Origin of the sequence: Parasaccharibacter sp. TMW 2.1891 (assembly GCF_023337675.1) — a bacterium.
GTDB classification, from domain to species: domain Bacteria; phylum Pseudomonadota; class Alphaproteobacteria; order Acetobacterales; family Acetobacteraceae; genus Bombella; species Bombella apis.
Genome location: NZ_QORT01000002.1, coordinates 302,039 through 321,608, shown reverse-complemented (window position 1 = coordinate 321,608; position 19,570 = coordinate 302,039). Strand labels below are relative to the sequence as shown.

Genomic DNA, 19,570 nt, shown 5'->3' with positions numbered 1-19,570 from the left:
GCTCCATGTGGAAGGGGGCGGGGCGGTGTGCCATTCATCTCTTTGTACCAGTGCGAGGATTCCCTCCATGCAGAAAAGCCCCATGACCGCCCAAGGACTGAAACGCCTTGAGGATGAGCTGCGCCAGCTCAAATCAGAGGAACGCCCCGCCGTCATCCGGGCCATTGCAGAAGCCCGCTCCCACGGGGACCTCTCCGAGAATGCGGAATACCACGCCGCCCGGGAGCGTCAGTCCTTCATCGAGGGGCGGGTGCTGGAGCTGGAGAGCCTGATCTCCACGGCCGAGGTGATCGACCCCACGACCCTCTCCGGCAGCCGCATCCAGTTCGGTGCCACGGTCGAGCTGGTGGATGAGGAAACCGACAAGGAAAGCACCTACCAGATCGTCGGCGCTCACGAAGCTGACATCAAGCAGCACCGCATTTCCATCTCCTCCCCCCTTGCCAAAGCCCTCATCGGGAAGGAAGCTGGGGACAGCGTTTCCGTCCCGGCACCGGGCGGGGACCGTACCTATGAAGTTCTGAAAGTGATCTACAAATAATGCCGGACTCTGCTTCCAAGACCAGCCTGACCTTCAACGACGTCAAAGACGCCCAGAAGCGCATTGCCGCCACCATTGCCCGTACGCCCACGATCAGCAATGTGGCCCTTTCCCGGCTGACGGAAGCAGAGATTATCATCAAACTGGAAAATCTTCAGGCCATTGGCTCCTTCAAGGAGCGTGGAGCGGCCAACCGCATGGCCCTGCTCACGCCCGAGGAACGCAAACGGGGTGTCATCACCGTCTCGGCAGGCAACCATGCCCAGGGCGTAGGGCGGCAGGCCAGCCTTCTGGGCGTGGAAGCCACCATCGTCATGCCCCGTTTCACCCCCGCCACCAAGGTGGCCGCCACCCAGAGCTGGGGAGCCAGAGTCGTTCTGGCGGGCGAGAATTTCGACGAGGCCGTGAAAACGGCCGAAAAAATCCGTCAGGAAGAAGGCCAGACCCTCATCCACCCCTTCAATGATCCTGCCGTCATCGCCGGACAGGGCACCTGCGCTCTGGAAATGATTGAGGATGCGCCCGATCTGGACGCCATCGTGGTGCCGATCGGTGGAGGTGGCCTCATGGCCGGTTTCGTCACGGTACTGAAAGAACTCAGCCCGAAGACGAAGCTCTATGGCGTGCAGGTGGAAGGCTATTCCCCACTGGGAGCCTATCCTGAACCGCTCCGCTCCGTTCCCGGCGGGTCAACCATTGCCGAGGGCATCGCCGTCGTCCAGCCGGGCCATCACTGCCTGGATGTCATTGGCAGGAACCTTGATGGCGTGTTCGTCGTCAACGAACTCCAGGTCGAAAGCGCCATCACGACGCTGGCCGAGAAGGCCCGTCAGGTGGGCGAAGGGGCCGGAGCCACGCCACTGGCCGCCATTCTGGCCAATCATGACCTCTTCAGGGGCAAGAAGGTGGGCTTTCCCATCTCCGGCGGCAACATCAATGCCCGCATCCTTGCCCATGTCATCCTCCGCTCCCTGCTGAGAGAAGGACGCATCCTGCGGCTGATCTTCCAGATTCCCGACCGCCCCGGCCTGCTGGCCGCCATCTCCGAGAAGATTGGCAGCTATGGTGGCAACATCATCGAGGTCTCCCATCACCGCCTCTTCGCCGCCCCTTCCGTGCAGACGGCAGAGCTGGTGGTGATGATCGAAGCCCGTGACACGGAACATGCCCTGGAAATCGAGCGGGAACTCTCCCGCCATTACCACGTCGAACGGGACTGACCCCCGGAACGTCCTCTGAAGCAGAAGGGAGTGGTCCCGCCCGTGTGAGACGGGGCCACCCCCTTTTTTGCGTTCAGGCTCCCTCTTCGTCCGGGACGAAATGAAGGGCCAGACCATTGGTGCAGTAACGCAGCCCCGTGGGCGGGGGGCCATCAGGGAAGACATGCCCCAGATGACCGTGACAGCCTGCGCAATGTATCTCCACCCGCACCATGCCGAGACTGCGGTCCTCACGCTCGCCCACCGCCCCGGGCACAGCCCGGAAGAAAGACGGCCAGCCTGATCCGCTCTCATATTTCGCCGTCGAGCTGAACAGCCTCTTCCCGCAGGCGGCACAGTCGTAATGACCGGGCCGTTTCTCACCATTCAGCGGGCTGGAACCTGGCGGCTCGGTTCCATGACCATGCAGGACATGCTTCTGCGCTTCACTGAGCGGCCCACAGCCACAGACGGCTGCTTTTTCAGATGTCTGGTCTTTCATCTCCACTCCTCTCCGGGGCACCATCCCGCCCCTCCGGCTGGACAGACAGCCCATTCTCCGCCACAAAAGACATACGAAAACCGATCATCACATCTGTCCCGCATGTCCCTGTCACTCATTCCTGCCTGACTGATCTCATGCTGTCAGATGTGTTTTTCAAGCCCCATACCATCCCACCCGGAAAGGGATTCCCAGGCAGGCTCATGCTCCCGAAACGCACCAGCACATCCCTCGCCCTCTGCTGGCTGCTGCCTTGCCTGTTGCTGACCTGCCTTGCCGACCAGCATCAGGCCCATGCCGCCCCGGACCAGGCCGGTACTCTGTGGGGATCAAACACGCCCATTCCCACCACGGAGGCTGGCATCCGCAAGGCACGGGCTGCACGGCGGAATCTTCAGCAGCTTCTAGCCCAGAAAGCCCAGCTGCTCCAGCAGAAGGAAGAAGAAACCCGCAAGGCTGAAGCCCAGGCGCATCTCAGTGCCCGTCAGCTGGCCCGCCTGCGCCAGAAGCAGGCCAGACTGGCCCGGCAGCACATGCTCGTGGAACGTCACCTCACAAAGGTTTCAGCTCAGCTGGACCAGCTCAGTACGGGCAATGACCAGCTGAAAGCCGAAGAAAACACCATTCTTCTGGATGAAGCCACACGTCTTCCTGCCCTCCAGCAGATGAACACCACGCCAGAACTCGCCCTTCTTATGCCACCAGACAATCCAGCCATCAGCCCTGCAGTTCCTTTTGCCCTTCTCGCCCTGCGCCACCAGCAGAACCGGGACGCCATGGCAGACAACATCCAGCGGCAGACCCATCTCCAGAGAGAGCAGATGCGGCTGACAGACCAGAGCCGTACCATCACAGCACAGGAAACCCGCCTCCAGACCAGCCAGAACGAGGCAGAAAGCCGGGCCGAGCAGGCGGCCATAAAATCGGAACAGGCCCAGCAGACCCTGCTGAAGCAGCAGGCTCTACTGACACAGGCCCGCCAGAGCACGGAGGCCCTGACAGCCATCATCACCGTCCTGGCCCGGCAGGAAGCTGAAACACGCCGCCGCCTGCGGGCCCAGAAGGCCCGGTTCCACAAGCTGCACCAGCGCCACAAGGAACAGGAAGTGGAGCAGCAGGACCGCAGCTTCAACCCCGGCAAAGGGCTGATGCGGGGCTCTGCACGGGCCCCTGTGCAGGGGCGCATCGTCACACGCTGGGCACAGCCTACCGAGGCTGGCCCCGCCACGGGGCTGACCTACCAGACGGCTCCTTCCGCCCCTGTGACCGCCCCCTGCACGGGCCGCCTGCTCTTCAGCGGGGCCTTCCGCTCCTTCGGCCCCATGGTGATTCTGGACTGCGGGCAGAAACAGCGACTTGTTCTGGCCGGTCTTGGCACGCTCCAGCTACAGAGCGGCCAGTCCGTCCAGCAGGGGGGCGTGATCGGCCAGATGCCCACCCGGGACCCTCTCCTCTTCGTACAGCTGCGGCAGGGAACAAAGCTCATGGATCCGGCCCATTTCTTCTGAGGCCATGCTGAGTCCTGCCGGGAGTTTCACCCGTGCCGAAAACACTGTAAGCTGCCTCCATCATGTCTCCGGGCCAGGGCCCTCTCATATTGATCGCAGCGAACCGCCTGTCTTCTAAATGTTAAGGAATAGACCGACCATGAACTTCCGCACTGGCCTTATGCTGGGTCTTGCCTGTTCAGCCATGGGTGTTGCCTCTGGTGCCTTTTTTGCCAGTCGCCCGTCACTCGTCCCCCCCGCCTGGGCGCAGGAGATCACACACAAGGACAGCAACACGCCGGCCAACAGCAGCGACAGCAACAATGCTGAAACCGTCCGTATGCTGACACTGCTGGGCACGGTGATGGACATTGCCCATTCGGAATATGTCTCTCCCCTTCCCAACAAGAAGCTCATCCGCAATGCCATTGACGGAATGATCAGCAATCTGGACCCTCACTCTTCCTTCATGGATGCCCAGCAGCTCAAGGACATGCAGGATGAGATGTCCGGCCAGTTTGGTGGGCTTGGGCTACAGGTGCAGGGCGATGCCGGGCATGTACGGGTCGTCTCCCCCATTGATGGCACACCGGCCGCCAAAGCGGGCATCCAGTCCGGCGATGTCATCACCATGGTGGACAACAAGAGCATCGCCAACCTCACGCTGGATCAGGCCGTCCGCAAGATGCGGGGCAAGCCGGGAACGCAGATCACCCTGACCATCCTGCGCCCAAAAACTGGCAAGCAGCAGAACCTGACCCTGACACGGGAGATCATCCATGTGCAGATCGTCCGTTCCGCCCTCTATGGGCAGACGGGCTATATCCGCCTGAGTGAATTTGATGATTCGCTGGAAAAGGAGATGCGCAAGGCTTACGGCAAGCTGGTCCAGTCCGTCGCCAAGACGCCCGGCAAGACACTGAACGGCCTCGTGCTGGACCTCCGCTCCGACCCCGGCGGGAAGCTGGACCAGGCCATCGCCGTGGCCCGTGACTTCATCAAGGATGGAGAGATCGTCTCCATCCGTGGCCGCCACCCCGAGGGCAACCAGCATTGGGATGGTGTCGGCAAGGACATCACCCACGGCCTGCCCATCATTGTCCTGACCAACGCCGGCTCGGCCTCTGCCAGCGAGATCGTGGCCGGTGCGCTGAAGGACCATCGCCGGGCCATCATCATGGGAGACCGGACCTTCGGCAAGGGGTCCGTCCAGACGATCATCCCCATTGCCGACCAGGGGGCCATCCGGCTGACAACCGCCCGTTATTACACGCCGTCGGGCCGGTCCATCCAGGGGCTGGGCATCACGCCGGATGTGCCCGTTCTGGCCAGCCGGGATGATGACAGCCTCTTTACATACCATGAGGCCGACCTCGCCCACACCATCACCAACACGGATAGCAAACTGCCCAAGGAGGCCCCACGGACGGACCTGCCCGCTTTCGCCAAGACCGTGGAACGTCTGCCCCCTGCCAAATGGCCTGCCTTCGACCCCACGAAACCGGAAACGGACTTCCAGCTCCAGCAGGCCCTGCATTTCCTCAATGCCCAGACTGGCGGGGCTGATGCAGCCCATGAGGCCGCCCTGCTCGCCCATCCACAACTGCCGCCACAGTCCCACGACACGGCCCCTGATGAGGCCAAGGACGACAGTGCAGCAAAGACGAAGAAATAAGCCCATGTCCCTGCGTGAAACACTGGCCTACCGCCCCAATGTCGGCATCGTCCTCTTCAATGGAAAAGGCGAAATCTTCATGGCCCGCCGTGCGGACCTGCCGGGGGACATCTGGCAGTTTCCGCAGGGCGGCATTGATGAGGGCGAAGAGCCGGAACAGGCCGTCTGGCGGGAAATGAAAGAAGAGATTGGCACAAACAACGCCACCATGATCGGTAAGCGGGATGGCTGGTTTCTCTACGACCTGCCGGACCACCTTATCGGCAAGGCCCTGCACGGGAAGTATCGGGGGCAGAAACAGCAGTGGTTCCTCTTCCGCTTCACCGGCCAGGACAGCGACATCAGGTTGGACACGTTTGAGGAAATCGAGTTCACCACATGGCGCTGGGTGCCGCCGGAGGATGTCCTGAGCGGCAGGTACAATCTGGGCTTCAAGAAGGACGTCTACGAACGGCTCCTGCCCGACATTCTTGCCATCTACCGGGCGGCGTCCAGAGCCTGAGCCTTCACCAGCCGGGCGTAAAGTCCGGCCCTGGCCATGAGCTGGGCATGGGTGCCCGTCTCGACAATCTGGCCCTGATCCAGCACCACGATGTGATCGGCACTCTGTACGGTGGAAAGCCGATGCGCCACGATGAGCGTCGTCCGCCCCTGCCGAAGCTGGGCCAGAGCCTCCTGCACACGGGCTTCATTCTCTGAATCCAGCGCACTCGTGGCCTCATCCAGCAGCAGCAGGCGGGGGTTACGCAGCAGGGCACGGGCCAGCATGATGCGCTGTCTCTGCCCACCCGAGAGCCTCTGCCCACCGGGACCGATGATGGTTTCCAGCCCTTCCGGCAGATCATGCACGAAATCCAGTGCCGCCATCCGGCAGAGTGCCTCCACCTCCTCCCGTGTCGCAGAAGGACGGCCAAGATGGATGTTCTCCCGCACGCTCATGTCGAACAGGGCCGTTTCCTGACTGACATAGGCCAGATGATCCCGCAGGCTGGCCAGCGTGAGGGACCGTATGTCCACCCCCTCCAGCGTGATCGTCCCTTCCGTCACGTCAAAAAGACGGGGGATCAGAGCCAGCATGGTAGATTTCCCCGCCCCGCTCGGCCCGACCAGAGCCACGCTCTGCCCCGGCCTCACATCCAGAGATATATTTTTCAGGGCATGATGCCCATCCTGAAAACGATAGGATACATCCCTGAACACAAGGTGCCCCGGCCCTTCCGGCAGGGGCCGGGCCTCCGGCTGTTCCTGCACGCTGGCCGGTTCATCAATCACGGCAAAGATACGTCCCAGCCCGGCCAGTCCTTCCTGCATGGAGGTGTTGAGCGACCCCAGGGCACGCAGAGGACGTGAGGCCGCAAACAGGGCGGCAATGAAGGCCGTGAAGTCCCCCAACGTGGCCCCGCCCGTGGCGGCACGCCAGCCCGCAAACCCCAGCACGAAAGCGATCGCCACACCACCGATGACCTCCAGCATCGGGTCCAGACGGGCACGGTTGCTGGCAATACGGAAGAACATGTCATGCAGCCTGTCGAGAGCCGAACCGATGCGGTGATGCTCATGCTCCTCCATCCGGTAGATGCGTATCTGCCGGGACAGGGAGAAGCTTTCCGTCAGCAGGGCCGAGGCTTCCCCGACCTGCTCCTGCATCCCGCCGGAGGCCCGGCGCACCCGCCGCCCGAGCTTCTGCACGGGAATGATGGCCAGAGGATACAGCACGACCGCAATCAGGCTCAGTTCCCAGTCCGTCCAGATCATGGAGGCGACAAGCCCGATGATGGTGATGACGTCCCCCAGCGCATTGACCGAACGTGTCAGGGCTTCCCTCATGGCGAGGGCATCCGTGGTGAAGCGGGCCGCCCAGCGGGCGGGAGCCTCTCTTTCAATCCGGGCCACATCCGCCTTCAGGGCATGGGTGAACATGCGTTCCTGAAGACGCCGCACGACCTGAAGGACCAGTGCCTGCACGCAGACATTCTGCCCATACTGGGCCAGAGCCTTGGCCCCCGTCACGACCACAACCAGCAGGGGAATCTGATACAGGATGCGGGGATCATGTGCCGTGAACATGTCGATCGCCCGCTTGATGACAAGCGGATAGGCCGCCGTCAGCAGGGCCATGACGACCGTCAGCACGAACACGGCCAACAGCATGAGCCGGTGCCGGGCAATGTCCTCCCGCCAGAGCCTCCGCATCAGGGGGAAGGTTGCCTCATACGCTGTCCTGTCCGCAGGGTGCCTGCCTGTCTGCTGTGTCATGCAGACCTTCTAGCAGCCCCCTCAGGAAGGGGAAAGCTGGTGGCTCACCCAGTCCCGACATGCCCCGGCATCGGGACGGCAACCCTGTGTGAGCCACCAGTGCTGCGTCTGTTTCAGCCACCGCCCCATTTCCGGCCCCGGTTTCACACCCAGAGCAATCAGGTCCCGCCCCGCCAGAGGAAAAACGGGCTGCTCCACGGTTTCCAGCCGGTGCCGCAGCTCATTCCAGCCCTCATCGGGCCGTCCCAGCTCCTGCGCCTGCACCAGCCAGCTTCGCAGCAGCAGGATGGACCTGTCCTGCTGGAAAAGAGCCCGCCGGATACCGTCATCATCCAGCGTGACCGCCAGTTCCGGCCCGTATCTGGCAAAAGCGGCCAGCATATCCCGGCTCTCATTGGAGAGTTTCAGATGGGCACCGACATCCGCCATGCCCTGCCCGTCCCCTCCGCCGGGTGGATACAGAACGGCAAGACGATGCAGCGGCTCGGCAGGATCACCACAGGCCAGAAGACGCTCCAGATCAGACAGGGGCGCATGATGCGGCAGCAGCACGGCAAGGGTGCCCGTTTCCTCCATCAGCTCCAGAGTCCGCAGAAGCTGCGGGCCTGACAGGATTTTCAGCAGCTCCATCGCCACACGCTCAACTGAAAGGCGGGTCATCGTCTCCCGCAGGCGGATGATGGCCTGACAGGCCTCGCCATCCGGTTCGCCACGGCCATAACGGGCAAAAAAGCGGAAAAACCGCAGGCACCGCAGGGCATCCTCCTCGATGCGCCGTGCCGCCTGCCCGACAAACCGTACCTTCCCGGCCCGGAGATCATCCAGTCCGCCGAAATAATCATGCAGCTGCCCATCCTGATCCAGCGACATGGCGTTGATCGTGAAGTCCCGCCGCTGCGCATCTTCCTCCCAGTCATCCGTCCAGGCGACGACAGCATGGCGGCCATCGGTACTGACATCACGCCGCAGGGTGGTGATTTCATAAGGGTGATGGTCAATCACCGCCGTGATGGTTCCATGCTCAAGGCCGGTCGGTATCACCCTGGCACCGACCTCTTCCAGCCGCCGCCGGGCCTCTTCCGGTGGAACCGGGCTGGCCAGGTCAAGATCATGCACGTCACGGCCACAGAGCAGGTCCCTCACGCAGCCCCCCACCAGCCGGGCCTGCGGCAGAGCCTGCCAGATACGGGCCAGCCCGGCGTGACCGGGCACATCGGACAGGACTTCCAGAAGGGTGGCCGGAGATGGTGTCCTGCTGGTCACACGCACGGCTCCTCAAGGTCATCCACGGTCTCATCCGGCAGGCGGGAAAGCGGGAAGAACATCCCGTGGCTCCAGACTCCCAGGCAGGGTTCACCTCCCACGCAGCCCGGAACGGCCAGAGCCGCCAGCTCGAAAAGGACCGCCCGGCTGATGCGGGCCAGAATGGGCTTCCCTCCTGCTCCAGTCCTCATATGAATGTAGGGCACGGTCGCTCCATCAGCCGGGCGATCCCAGTCACACAGAAGGGGATGTTCCGCATCCACGCAGAAGACCTCATCCAGATTGGTCCGCAGACACAGTGTCTGCGTCTTTTCCGAACAGCCCCTGAAATCCAGTTCCACCGCCAGAAAGGGAACGTCATCCACCTGTATGACGCCAGCCTCGGTCGGCGTCCGCAGCCAGTAACGCCCCTGACGGTCCCGGTCGAGGCAGGAGGCGAACAGGCAGAGCATGGCCTTGCGCCGGATGGGCGTCCCCCGGTACAGCCATGTCCCGTCCCGCCGGATATGGAAAGGCAGGTGCAGGACCATCTCGTCCTCGGACATCACGGCCTCATCCGGTCCCTCCAGCGGGGGCACCGGTCTCTCATAAGGCTTGATGCTCATGATCTCCTCCCTTTCCGTCCTTCCATCACGATGGACCTGCATGATGGTGTGCCACTTTCCTGCGACCCTCTCTTTTTAAAAGGGCCTCTTACATGGTAGCTTACCGCCTGCCCCAGAGTTGGGAATGATCCCGGCCTGTTAAAACCCCCCTACCCTCTGTTTCCGAATCTGTAATGACCCAGCATCCTTCTGCCTCCGGCCCGACATCCTCCCCCCAGGACAGGGCGTTCCACCATGATGACACGGTCCGTGCCTTTGATGGGCTGGCCCCCAGGCTGAAAACGCTCGTACAGGAAATTGGCCGAATCGTCCTCGGGCAGGAAACGGTCATCGAGCATGTCCTCACAACCCTGCTGGGGGGGGGCCATGCGCTGCTGCTCGGGGCGCCGGGGCTGGGGAAGACGCTGCTGGTCAATACCTGCGCCCATGTTCTGGGGTTGGAAGACAGCCGCATCCAGTTCACGCCAGACCTCATGCCCTCCGACATCACCGGGGCAGAAATCCTGGAGCAGGATGAACAGGGCAGGCGCCATTTCCGCTTCCTGCCCGGCCCCCTCTTCGGGCAGCTGGTGCTGGCGGACGAGATCAACCGCGCCAGCCCCCGCACCCAGTCCGCCCTGCTTCAGGCCATGGCGGAGAGGCACGTCACGCAGGGTGGCAAAACATGGCCCCTGCCCAAGCCATTTCATGTTCTGGCCACCCAGAACCCCATCGAGCAGGAAGGAACCTACCCCCTGCCAGAAGCCCAGCTTGACCGTTTCATGATGCGTATTCCGCTGGATTTTCCGGCACGGGAGGCCGAGCGCCGGATGCTGCTCCAGACCACAGGGGCCACGAAACGGAAGGCTGAACGCATATTTTCCACCGCAGAGCTTCTGGCCACCCAGAAACTCGTCCGCACGCTGCCGGTCGGGGAAACGGTCGTGGAAGCCATCCTGACCATTGTCCGGGGCCTGCGGCCACAGGATGAAACAGCCAGTGCCGAGGTCCGTCAGTCACTGGATTACGGCCCCGGCCCTCGTGCTGCCCAGGCCCTGATGATTGCCAGCCGGGCACGGGCCATGCTGCATGGCCGTCTCTCCCCCTCGATGGAAGATGTCCGTGTGCTGGCCGAGCCTGTTCTGGCTCACCGCCTGGGCATCAGCTTCGCCGCCCAGACGCAGGGTGTGGATGCCCGGCAGCTCATTGCCGCCCAGCTGAAGCGCCTCGGCTAGGCCGGGCTCCCAGGCGGTTCCCAGAGTACGGACATGGCCAGCTCACCCTCCTTCTTCCAGCGGTTTTTTGGCACTCGCAAAGGGCGTGATGCCGCCCCGCAGCCTGTCTCCCTGCCGGAGCTGGTTCTCTCAGCCCGAGGGCTGGCAAAGCAGCTGCGCAGTGGCCCTCACGGCAACCGCAGAGCCGGGGACGGACATGAATTCTGGCAGTTCCGTCCCCATCAGCCAACAGAACCAGCCTCCCTGATCGACTGGAAACAGTCTGCCCGCTCGCCGGAACCAAACCTGCTCTGGGTTCGGGAGCGGGAGCAGCATGCCCCCCGGCCACTTTTCATCTGGGTTGACCCCTCTGCCTCCATGCGCTGGCGATCTGCCAACAGCCTGCCCAGCAAACATGACACCGCTCTGGCTGATGCCCTGGCCCTTGGCCAGGCAGCCCTGCTGGGCGGTGAGGATGTGGGCATTCCTGGCTTCCGGTCCCGTTTTTCCGGTCATCAGGCCTTGCCCCGTCTCGCCCATGCTCTCATGCAGCTTCCTCCCCGTGACGATACTGGCAGGGATGCGGTCCTGCCCAGCCTGACAGCTGTTCCCCCTCATGCAGCTCTGCTGCTCGTCAGTGACTTCCTTTGGAAAGAGGCCACCGTGCAGCATTGCCTGGCGCCGCTGGCCACCCATCCCGGCCACATCGCCCTGCTGGCCGTGCTGGACCCACAGGAGCATCGCCTGCCCTTCAGCGGGTCTGTCCAGTTTACCAGCTGCGAGGCTGAACCGGACCTGACACTCCCGGCCACGGAGAACCTGCATGAGGCCTATCAGGCCCGATTGACCGAACATTTCAGCCAGCTTGAAAAGATCGAAAAGGGACAGGCGCCCTTCTTCCGCCTCCATGTCACCGACCATCCTGCCCTGCCTGTCCTGGCGGACTGCCACACCTTCCTGCGGGGGCGGGCATGATCCTTCTCTCCCCTTACCTGCTGCTGTTCCTGCTCCTCCTGCCTGCCCTGTGGTGGCTGGTCCGGGCCATTCCTCCCCACCCCCGGCAACAGCGTTTCCCCTCTCTCATCCTGCTCCGCAGGCTCTCGCCTGTCCGGCAGGATGCCGCACGCACGCCGCTCTGGCTCCTGCTCCTGCGCATGGTTGCCCTAGCTCTGCTCGTTCTGGCCTTTGCCCGGCCACTCCATCTCCCCGGACAGGACCAGCAGACCCCGCAGAAACTGGTTCTCATTCTGGATGATGACTGGGCGGCTACCCCACACTGGGATGACCGCAGGAAAAATGCCCTCGCTCTGGGAGAAGCCACACTCCGCTCCGGCGGGCGGGTGACCCTGCTGCTGAACACGCCAGAGGCGGACGGCCACATGCCTCGCCCCTTCCAGCCCGGTGACCGCACTGCCCTGCAACAGTTTCTTGCCGGTCTGTCTCCCCATACATGGCCTGGGGACCGGCAGACCCTCGCCCGCCAGCTTCAGGCGCTCGCCCCGGACCTGCATGGAGCAACGGTCATCGCACTTTCCAATGGCCTGGCACAGCCGGGGGATGAGGCCCTGCGTGCCGCCCTTCAGCCTGCCCACCGGACCGAAGATGTACGCTGGCCCCGCTGCGACCTCATCCGTCTTTCCATCCGGCAGGAAAGCCAGCTGACGGCACAGGCGGAAACACTCCCCGACTGCCCGGAGCAGACACGCCGCCTGCTGGGCATGACGCTGGAAAAAGACGGACATTTCGCCGTCCAGGCCGATACGCCACTTCCCACCGGAACCTGGCGTACCCTGCCTGACCCGGACCATTTCGATGCCTTCAGCCTGCCATCCGTTTCCGGTCCGGCAGGCATGGTGCTTCTACCCGGCAGGATGGACCAGCACCGGGTTGGCCTTCTGCACATCAATGGTGATGATGCACCGCTGACAGGTAGCGGCTTCTACCTGACCCGTGCCCTGCAGGCTGTCATCCCCTATCAGGAGGGCACTGTGGACAGTCTCCTGCCCCGCCACCCGGACATCATCATCGCCACGGATGGCACACTCTCCGATGCGGGGCTGAGCGACATACTCGGCTGGGTCCGCAAAGGAGGCATCCTGATCCGCTTCGCAGGGCCGGAACTGGCCCGCCAGAGCCAGCAGACCATGAAAGACGATGACGCTGCTCTTCTGCCCGTGCCCCTCCTCTCCGGCATGAGGCAACTGGGGGGCCCCATGTCGTGGGGCAGCCCGCAGAAACTGGCTCCCTTCCCGGCAGACACTCCTTTCGCTGGGCTGACCATCCCCGAAGACGCCACCGTATCCCGTCAACTTCTGGCCCAGCCCACGGGTGACCTGTCCCGGCATGTCTGGGCCACGCTGACCGATGGCACCCCCCTCGTAACTGCCCGGCAGGAAGGCGGCGGCCTGATCGTCTTCTTCCACATCACCCCGACGGCAGACTGGTCCAGCCTGCCACTCTCCGGCCTTTTCCCCCAGATGATGGAACGTCTCATCACCCGTACTCCCATCATGCAGACAAAGACAGGCACCAATCACACCACCTCGGACGCCCTGGCGCCATGGCGGGTCCTGACTCTCGACAAGACCCTCGTACCGCCATCCCCCGCCATCCGCCCGCTGCCCAGCACGACAGAACAGCCTGTCGATGCCCTCCATCAGGCCGGATTCTACGGAGGGGCTGCCCAGCATCACCCACTCAATCTGGCAGACCATCAGCCCCCTATGGCAGATGAAGCCGCTCTCGGTCCGATCAGGGCAGCAGGGCAGGCCACGCCAGAACAGCCCCTCTGGCCACCCCTCATGCTGCTGGCCCTCGGGCTGATCCTGCTGGACCTCTACCTCTCCCTCGGTCGGGCCGGACTGTTCCGCATGGCCCGCAACGCCACTCTTTCCCTGGGAGCCGGGCTGCTCATCGTGACGCAGTTGCAGGCCGCTACGACGGGGCAACCAGCCTCGGCCCCGCAGGCTCCTGTTCCTCCTGCGGCTCTGGCCATCCGTCTGGCCCATATCCAGACCGGTAACGCAGACACGGATGAGGCAGTCCAACAGGGGCTTGAAGGGCTGACGCACTTCCTCAACCAGCGCAGCACCACACATCTGGACAGTCCCGTAGGGGTCGTGCCGGGACAGGATGATCTGGCCTTCTATCCTCTCCTCTACTGGCCTGTCATACCCGGCACCCATCTGGATCCAGCCGGGAAAACAGCGCTTGCCCATTACCTCCAGCACAATGGCATGATCCTGATTGATGAGATGGGCGCAGGCAGCGCCATGGACGGTACGGATGGCCAGGCTACCCGCACCGCCCTCAGACAGGCCATGGAGGGACTGCCCATCCCACCGCTTGCCAGACTGACCGACCAGCACACCCTCTCCCATACCTTCTATCTGCTGCACGATTTTCCCGGTCGCATTGCTGGACAGCCCGTCTATGTCGCCCGGCAGGGAAACAATGATGACAGCGAAACCGTAAGCCCTGTCATCATCGGCAATGCAGACTGGGCCCATGCCTGGGCCATTGACCAGAATGGAGAGCACCCTTTCGCCGTCATTCCTGATGGCGAAAATCAGCGGACACTGGCCTACCGCTTTGGTTTCAACACCATCATCTATGCCCTTACCGGCAACTACAAGAACGACCAGCGCCATTATCCAGAGATGCTGAAACGTCTCAGGAACGGGGATGATGACAACCCTGATGACGCTGATGAAAGTGAGGCTCCATGACGGACGCCCTGTCTTCCATCATCTGGGCACCATTCCTGCCCCCTTGGCTGCTTGCAGCACTGGCGGGCCTATGCCTGCTCCCTGGTCTCTATGGTGCCCTGCGCGGAAGGCGGGACGTCCCCTGGCGGGTGGGTGCCATCCTGCTGGGGCTGCTCTGGCTGGCCAACCCCCGGCAGATACACCCCCACATGCAGACCCAGCCACAGGATGCCCTCCTCGTGGTGGATGTTTCCCCTTCCATGGACATCGGGCAACGGAAAGCCCTCGTCCAGCAGGCTCGTGCCCAACTGCTGCGCCAGGGCCGGGCACTGCATGACCTGACAATCCATGAGCTGGAAGTTTCTGGCGGGCATGGCCAGGGCACACGCCTTTTCGACGCCATGGACCATGCCGCCCTCTCCCTGAACAATCCGGCAGGCATCTTCCTGCTCACGGACGGAATGGATCACGACATTCCCGACCAGCTTCCCCCGTCCCTCAAGGACATGACAGGCCGCATCATTCCCCTGCATCTCCTGCTTTCCGCCAGAGGGGAGGAAACGGACCGGCGGCTGCGGGTTCTCAGTGCCCCCCCTTATGTCATCATCGGCCAGACGGCCCATATCCGTGTTCAGGTCGATGATCTGGGAACGCCTGGCGGGCAGCCTGTCGATATTCTGGACCATGGCCCTGACGGCCAGACGAACATCCTCGCCCATACGAAGAGCGGCCAGCCCGTGGAGCTGGATGTCCCCGTCACCCATGCCGGGCTTACCCTGAAGGAGCTCACGGCCTCCCCCCTGCCGGGTGAAGCTTCCCTGCGGAACAACAGTACCATCATCCAGCTTCAGGGCGTGCGGGACAGGTTGCGTGTCCTGCTTGTTTCCGGTGTACCCAATCAGGGGGCCCGTGTCTGGCGCACCCTGCTGAAGGCCGATCCATCTGTTGATCTGGTCCACTTCACCATTCTGCGATCCCCCGATACGGAAGATGATACCCCCCTCTCCGACCTCGCCCTGATCCCTTTCCCCACGCATGAGCTTTTTGCCCAAAAGATCAACAGCTTCGACCTCATCATTCTGGATGGCTTCCGCAACCAGAACATTCTGCCGGAGAGTTATCTGGAAAATATTGCCCGCTATGTCCGCAAGGGTGGTGGGCTGCTTGTGGTTGGTGGGCCGGAAATGACACAGCCGGGCACGTTGCAGGATACACCTGTCGGCGCCATCCTCCCTGCCCATGTCCCCTCTGAACAGGGTATCATGACACAGCCCTTCTCCCCCAGACGGACCGCCCTCGGGCTGTCCCATCCCGTCACGCAGGCCCTGCCGGAACAGGGCCCCTGGGGCAAAGAATGGGGCCCATGGTACAGGGCACTCCGTACGGACCAGACGCAGGGCCGTACCCTTCTGGCCACACCTTCAGGGGCACCGCTGCTGGTGCTGGACCAGAAGGGACAGGGGCGTGTGGCCATGCTTCTCTCAGACCAGATCTGGCTCTGGTCCCGTGGAGAAAAAGGTGGAGGACCACAGGCCGAACTGCTGCGCCGCCTCTCACACTGGCTGATGAAGGAGCCGGAACTGGAAGAAAACCAGCTGGACGCCCATATCGAGCAGGGGCAGCTGCATGTCAGCCGCACCAGTCTGGCTCCTCTGGCCAATGTTCAGGCTGACATCATCGACCCGGATGGCCATCATGCTGTCCTTCCCCTCTCCCCCGTGCCGGGGCGTGACGGTATCTGGACAGGCAGCCTGCCCCTGCCATCACGGCCTGAGCAGAATGGCCGGATATGGACCGTCCAGCAGGGCGGGCTGAGCACGACCGTGGCCCTGCCTGAAACCAACCCGCTGGAAGACCAGGACCTGCGCAGTACCGCCACAAGGATGGCCTCCCTCGTGAGCCGCTCCGGTGGTGGCCTGTTCTGGCTCGGAACAGGGACCATCCCGGAGATCAGACAGGTCGCCGAAGGCCATCCCCTGCATGGAACAGGCTGGGCAGGGCTGCCCCTGCATCAGTCGGCCCTTGCAGCGGGCGGATCCAGCACGGCTTTTCTGCCAGGATGGCTGGCCCTCATCCTCATTCTTGCCATGATGGGCCTTGGCTGGTGGCGTGAAGGACGGTAAAACGGCAGCAGGCCATGCTGTGGTGCCGTCACCCTGTGAAATTGACAGGCCCTGCCACTGCCTGACATGATGCCTGCGGCCTGTCCCCCGTAGCTGGTAGAAAAGAAAGCACTGTTCCCGATCATGCGTCCATTGAGTTCATTCCTGCCCCGTCTCGCTTTCGCCATCGGTCTTTCGGCTGCCTCCGTTGTGGTTCTGCCACACCGGGCCCATGCCCAGTCCGCCGATGAAGCCGAGGCCGAGCAGGAAGCCATGGACGCCCAGAAACAGGCCGAGGCCCGCAAGGATGCACGACGTGCAGCGCCACCTTCGGCCCTGCCCGGCGCAGAGACGGACAGCGGCGACAACAGCCATGCCCGGATGGACATCAACCCGACAGCCGCCCTGTTTGATGCCATCAACCGTGGGTCACTCATCGGCGCCAAAGAGGCCCTCAGCCGTGGTGCTGACATCAATGCCCGCAACGTGCTGGAGCAGACGCCTCTGGACCTTGCCATAGACCTTGGCCGCAATGACATCATGTTCCAGCTGCTTTCCCTGCGGACCTACAACCCCGATGGCAAGCTCATCACCAGCGCCACGCATGATGAGAGCAGCAACCATATTACCGTCAATGGCCAGGCCAGCCTTGCCGCACGTGCTCCTGCGCCTGTTGTGGAAAATCCGGGCCAGCCCGTCCCCTCGGTCGGCTTTCTGGGCTTCGGGGGGCCGGCAGCCCCTCCGGCACGGACTGGAACAGCCCATGCCCCACAGCGCAGGCCCCACGCTATCGTGCATCGCACATCCCATCCGCAGAAAGCTCCAGCCCCTCGGACTGCGCCCTGAGCCTCTTCCTTTGCTTTCACAAAGCATGACTGATCATGAAAAAAGCCCTTCCCGTGGTCTGACGGAAAGGGCTTTTTTCATGGCAGCTGCCGGATGGTCACGATGAAGCCATTAGCGGCAGAGCGCTATAATAGATGATGGAAATGCCCGCCAGACAGATGAGAAAAATCAGCAGGTCCCAACAGAAACAGACAAAAGCGGACTTCTTCTGCGGGCGCATGATGATGAAATGAAACAGAATGGCAAAAACCAAAGCTATGACGGCAATGACCAGCCCGGTATGTGTCTCCAGAAAATCCATGCGTCGTCCCTCCCCTTCACATCTCTGAAAAGCCGTTTTTCAGGCAGTTCGGCGCAGCAGATGTGTCTCCTGCCGCAATGTATCAATGGACAGGAACTGCCCGTCCCGTTCAAAATACCAGAAGGTCCAGCCATTGCAGGAGGCCGCATTGGTCAGCAGGGCCCCCAGCTTGTGAATGGATCCCCGATGCTGGCCGGATACCAGCGTTCCATCCGGTGAGACACGAGCCTTCAGCCGCTTCTGCCGATCATATACCACCGTACCGGCGGGCAGGCTGCCATTCTCCACGAAAGACCCGAATGGAATGCGGGGCATCTCCCGTTTGGCCGGAGTGATCTCCAGCTGGTCTGCTGGCAGAACTTCCACCCGCTCCAGCCGGGCTTCTGCTGCCTTGATGTAATCCGGATGCCTCTCAATGGCGAGATAACGGCGCCCCAGCTTTTTGGCCACGGCTGGGGTAGTCCCTGTCCCGCAAAACGGGTCCAGCACCACATCATCTTCTACCGTTGCGGCCAGCAGGGTCCGGTGCAACAGACTTTCCGGCTTCTGGGTCGGGTGCAGCTTCAGCCCGTGATCATTCTTCAGCCGTTCATTCCCCGTGCAGAGAGGCAGGTACCAGTCCGACCGCATCTGAAGGTCCTCATTGAGTGCCTTCATCGCCTGATAGTTGAAACGGTATTTGCTCTCCGGCCCCCGGGCAGCCCAGATCAGCGTTTCATGGGCATTGGTAAAGCGACGCCCCCGGAAGTTGGGCATGGGGTTCGACTTGCGCCAGATGATGTCATTAAGAATCCAGAACCCCAGGTCCTGCATGATCGCACCAAGACGAAAAATATTGTGATAGGAGCCGATCACCCAGATGGTTCCGTCCTTGTGCAGCAGACGGCGTGCCTCACCCAACCAGGCACGGGTAAATTCATCATAAGCCTCATAGCCCGTGAATTTGTCCCAGTCATCATCCACGCCATCCACCACGCTCTCATCCGGGCGACGAAGCTCTCCCCGCAACTGAAGGTTGTAGGGAGGGTCAGCAAACACGCAGTTCACGCTGGCATCCGGAAGTGTCTTCATCACCTCCACACATTCCCCGCGTAAAATCCTGTTCAGGGGCATATCCGCTTTCATGCTGCGTGAACCTTTGCTGCGATCATCTGTCTCACAGGGGCAAAACTGCGCCTGTGATGGAGGGTTATCCCCTCTTCTTTCAGTCCCGTCAGATGATGTGCCGTGCCATAACCAGCATTCCGGTCCCAACCATAATTACCATGGCGCATGGCGAGACGGGTCATCAGCCTGTCCCGCACGACCTTCGCCAGGATGGAAGCTGCCGCAATGGACAAACTCCGGCTGTCACCCTTGACGACCGTCTCCACACGGCAAGGCAGGGATGGTGCCCTGTTGCCATCAATCAGGGCAACGGCGGGCCATTCTCCCAATGCCTCGGCCAGACGGACCATGGCCCGCCGCATGGCCAGATGGCAGGCCTGACCAATATTCAGCCGATCAATCTCCGGGACGGATGCCGCACCAAGAGCCGCACAGACCGTATCATCCTCCAGCAGAGCGGCATAAGCCTTCTCCCGGCGGCGGACCGTCAGCTTTTTTGAGTCATCCAGCAGTCCGGACAGCAGAGGAGATGGTGGCGCACGGAACACAACCGCAGCCGCCACGACCGGCCCAGCCAGAGGGCCACGGCCGACCTCGTCCACACCGGCTACAAGCCCGTCATACTGTTCTTCCAGGCTGTAATCCGGCATCGGGTCCTTCTTCCACTCGCCTCACACGGCACATCATCAACGTGAGGCCGATTCTGAATCACTCCGAGTCGAAAGGAAAGACCTTTTTTGAAATAAAATGAGTCAATAGGAAAAATTATGCCCCGCTGGCCGGACA

17 protein-coding genes are annotated in these 19,570 nt (G+C 62.3%); 10 read left to right on the top strand and 7 right to left on the bottom strand.

Annotated elements, in window-relative coordinates; all coding sequences use genetic code 11:
- Positions 1-67: 67 nt before the first annotated feature.
- A complete protein-coding gene (greA, locus tag DTJ15_RS06955; protein WP_043557883.1) occupies positions 68-541 on the top strand; it encodes a transcription elongation factor GreA in 474 nt (157 codons plus the stop codon).
- Positions 541-1,761, top strand: a complete 1,221-nt coding sequence (locus DTJ15_RS06950) for a threonine ammonia-lyase (protein ID WP_043557881.1) — start codon at positions 541-543, stop codon at positions 1,759-1,761. The genes greA and DTJ15_RS06950 overlap by 1 nt, the downstream gene beginning before the upstream one ends.
- A gap of 73 nt (positions 1,762-1,834) precedes the next feature.
- On the opposite strand, the gene msrB is transcribed toward DTJ15_RS06950, so the two are convergent.
- Positions 1,835-2,242, bottom strand: a complete 408-nt coding sequence (gene msrB / locus DTJ15_RS06945) for a peptide-methionine (R)-S-oxide reductase MsrB (RefSeq protein WP_043557880.1) — start codon at positions 2,240-2,242, stop codon at positions 1,835-1,837.
- Positions 2,243-2,445: 203 nt separating this feature from the next.
- Here msrB and DTJ15_RS06940 point away from each other — a divergent pair, with 203 nt between their 5' ends.
- The 3 genes from DTJ15_RS06940 (at position 2,446) to DTJ15_RS06930 (ending at position 5,906) form a co-directional block, all read left to right on the top strand.
- The gene (locus DTJ15_RS06940; RefSeq protein WP_192848455.1) at positions 2,446-3,750 is read left to right on the top strand and encodes a murein hydrolase activator EnvC; all 1,305 of its coding nucleotides are present in this window, start codon (positions 2,446-2,448) and stop codon (positions 3,748-3,750) included.
- Between the two features lie 139 nt (positions 3,751-3,889).
- Positions 3,890-5,404, top strand: a complete 1,515-nt coding sequence (locus DTJ15_RS06935; RefSeq protein WP_249109706.1) for a S41 family peptidase — start codon at positions 3,890-3,892, stop codon at positions 5,402-5,404.
- Between the two features lie 4 nt (positions 5,405-5,408).
- Positions 5,409-5,906 (top strand): RNA pyrophosphohydrolase, encoded by a 498-nt coding sequence (locus DTJ15_RS06930; RefSeq protein ID WP_043557878.1) that lies wholly within the window; start codon positions 5,409-5,411, stop codon positions 5,904-5,906.
- Here the strand turns inward: DTJ15_RS06930 and DTJ15_RS06925 are convergent.
- From DTJ15_RS06925 to DTJ15_RS06915, 3 genes are read right to left on the bottom strand one after another with little or no spacing between them, the layout of a single operon-like run.
- Positions 5,882-7,660: an ABC transporter ATP-binding protein gene (locus DTJ15_RS06925; RefSeq protein WP_249109705.1), complete on the bottom strand. Its 1,779-nt coding sequence runs from the start codon at positions 7,658-7,660 to the stop codon at positions 5,882-5,884. The two genes, DTJ15_RS06930 and DTJ15_RS06925, sit on opposite strands and share 25 nt — an antisense overlap.
- 21 nt (positions 7,661-7,681) lie before the next feature.
- A complete protein-coding gene (locus tag DTJ15_RS06920) occupies positions 7,682-8,923 on the bottom strand; it encodes a CCA tRNA nucleotidyltransferase (RefSeq protein WP_249109704.1) in 1,242 nt (413 codons plus the stop codon).
- The gene (locus DTJ15_RS06915) at positions 8,920-9,468 is read right to left on the bottom strand and encodes a DUF1285 domain-containing protein (protein ID WP_249109730.1); all 549 of its coding nucleotides are present in this window, start codon (positions 9,466-9,468) and stop codon (positions 8,920-8,922) included. The genes DTJ15_RS06920 and DTJ15_RS06915 overlap by 4 nt, the downstream gene beginning before the upstream one ends.
- Positions 9,469-9,701: 233 nt before the next feature.
- Between DTJ15_RS06915 and DTJ15_RS06910 the strand changes: the two genes are divergently transcribed.
- From DTJ15_RS06910 to DTJ15_RS06890, 5 genes are all read left to right on the top strand, one after another.
- Entirely contained in the window at positions 9,702-10,742 is a 1,041-nt protein-coding gene (locus DTJ15_RS06910) for a MoxR family ATPase (RefSeq protein ID WP_249109703.1), read from the top strand.
- Positions 10,743-10,775: 33 nt separating this feature from the next.
- Positions 10,776-11,696, top strand: a complete 921-nt coding sequence (locus tag DTJ15_RS06905) for a DUF58 domain-containing protein (RefSeq protein WP_249109701.1) — start codon at positions 10,776-10,778, stop codon at positions 11,694-11,696.
- A complete protein-coding gene (locus tag DTJ15_RS06900; protein WP_249109699.1) occupies positions 11,693-14,449 on the top strand; it encodes a DUF4159 domain-containing protein in 2,757 nt (918 codons plus the stop codon). Before DTJ15_RS06905 ends, DTJ15_RS06900 begins: the two co-directional genes overlap by 4 nt.
- Positions 14,446-16,551 carry a glutamine amidotransferase gene (locus DTJ15_RS06895; protein WP_249109697.1) on the top strand — a complete coding sequence of 702 codons (2,106 nt, stop codon included), beginning with the start codon at positions 14,446-14,448 and terminating at the stop codon, positions 16,549-16,551. Before DTJ15_RS06900 ends, DTJ15_RS06895 begins: the two co-directional genes overlap by 4 nt.
- 123 nt (positions 16,552-16,674) lie before the next feature.
- The gene (locus DTJ15_RS06890; protein WP_249109696.1) at positions 16,675-17,376 is read left to right on the top strand and encodes an ankyrin repeat domain-containing protein; all 702 of its coding nucleotides are present in this window, start codon (positions 16,675-16,677) and stop codon (positions 17,374-17,376) included.
- A gap of 97 nt (positions 17,377-17,473) precedes the next feature.
- Here DTJ15_RS06890 and DTJ15_RS06885 read toward each other — a convergent pair whose 3' ends face one another.
- Genes DTJ15_RS06885 through DTJ15_RS06875 form a run of 3 tightly spaced genes read right to left on the bottom strand, consistent with a single transcriptional unit; the run spans position 17,474 to position 19,434 of the window.
- Positions 17,474-17,677 carry a hypothetical protein gene (locus DTJ15_RS06885; RefSeq protein ID WP_043557871.1) on the bottom strand — a complete coding sequence of 68 codons (204 nt, stop codon included), beginning with the start codon at positions 17,675-17,677 and terminating at the stop codon, positions 17,474-17,476.
- Between the two features lie 39 nt (positions 17,678-17,716).
- Entirely contained in the window at positions 17,717-18,802 is a 1,086-nt protein-coding gene (locus DTJ15_RS06880) for a DNA methyltransferase (RefSeq protein WP_043557870.1), read from the bottom strand.
- Complete coding sequence (locus tag DTJ15_RS06875) at positions 18,799-19,434, bottom strand: ribonuclease HII (protein ID WP_249109695.1); 636 nt, start codon at positions 19,432-19,434, stop codon at positions 18,799-18,801. The genes DTJ15_RS06880 and DTJ15_RS06875 overlap by 4 nt, the downstream gene beginning before the upstream one ends.
- Between the last annotated feature and the right edge of the window lie 136 nt (positions 19,435-19,570).